At 65.1% G+C, this 1,477-nt stretch carries 1 protein-coding gene and 1 pseudogene; both read right to left on the bottom strand.

The features are described 5' to 3' along the window. Window positions 1-534 (bottom strand): annotated as a pseudogene (locus AC1D00_RS40780) (histidine kinase); the annotation flags it as partial. 298 nt (window positions 535-832) lie between these two features. Beyond that, complete coding sequence (gene ureG, locus AC1D00_RS40775) at window positions 833-1,456, bottom strand: urease accessory protein UreG (RefSeq protein ID WP_135176332.1); 624 nt, start codon at window positions 1,454-1,456, stop codon at window positions 833-835. Window positions 1,457-1,477: the final 21 nt, after the last annotated feature.

Here is a 1,477-nt window from a genome sequence, read left to right as displayed (position 1 = left end):
CTTCTCGATCCTCGCCCGGGCGAGCATTGCGCTGCGCACCGGATCCTGGTCATAGCTGCGGCCGGGCAGCGCCTTGGTCTCGTCGCTGCGCGGCTCGAGGTCCATCAGCACGTCGATCGGATGGGTGAGGCTCGCGGGGGCGATGGGCTTGTCGCTGTAGTCCCGGATCTGCGACTTCGGGAAGCCGGCGGCCGCGATCGCGGCCTGCGCCGCAACGAGCTCGTTCGGCTGCAGCCGGGCGACCCAGCCGGCCACCACGAAATCGGTCTTGAAGGCGTAGATCGCCGAGCGCAGCGGCTCCAGCATGTTGGGCTTGAGCACCGATGGCGCGCGGAACAGGCCGGAGGCGACACGCGCGAGCAGCTCGCGCTCGGTCAGCCGGTCCTGCACCAGGCTCGCATGGACGTCGATCGCACGCGCGAGCGCGATCCGGTCCAGCGCCAGCTCCTGGTCGTGGACGCGATAGGCGGCAAGCCCGGAAAGCAAGGCTCCGAGCAGAGCAATGAAGCCGATGATGAAACCCAGCCGGACCACGCGACTACTCAGACGGAAGCAGGAGGTCGGCAATAAACACGGAGCATATGAACGCCGCTCGAACGGCCAAGTGCCGAAACAGGATGAACCCCGATGGCGGAGATAATGGAGGAGGAGGCATCAGTACGCAACTTGGGTCGCCTGAAAAGCTTAATCCGCCCGGCCGGTCGTCCGGCCGGAATGGATTTGCCCCGGGTACCGGAGGTAACCAATCGCCGTGTCCGGAATTTGTTCCGCGGATACGGTCCTGCCTCAGGCGTTAACGGCGGAAAACGCCTGTGCCAAGTCGTCGCGTCCGTCAGCCCGCCCGTTTCAGGCCGCCTTTGGCCTCGATGAAGCCGACGATGCGGTCGAGCCCCTCGCTCTTCTTCAGGTTGGTCATGACAAAGGGGCGCGCGCCGCGCATCCGCTTGGCATCCGTCTCCATCTTCTCCAGGGAGGCGCCGACATGGGGGGCAAGATCGATCTTGTTGATGACCAGGAGGTCGGACCGGGTGATGCCGGGGCCGCCCTTGGACGGGATCTTGTCGCCGGCCGCCACGTCGATCACGTAGATGGTGAGGTCGGCAAGCTCCGGGGAAAAAGTGGCAGCGAGATTGTCACCGCCGGACTCGATCAGCACGAGGTCGAGGCCGGGGAATTTCGCGCGCATGTCCGCGACCGCTGCGAGGTTCATCGAGGCATCTTCGCGGATCGCGGTGTGCGGGCAGCCGCCGGTCTCGACGCCGGCAATGCGATCCGGCGTCAGCGAGCCCGAACGCACCAGGAATTCCGCATCCCATTTGGTGTAGATGTCGTTGGTGATTGCCGCTATGTCGTAGCGGTCGCGCATGGTCTTGCAGAGCAGATCCATCAGCGCGGTCTTGCCCGATCCGACCGGACCGCCGACGCCGACACGCAAGGGACCGTGAGATTTCGACATGTAGCTCGCTCTCTCCTAGTG

This window comes from Bradyrhizobium sp. P2_E8, from assembly GCF_056403875.1.
This window is presented reverse-complemented; position numbering and strand designations above follow the sequence as displayed.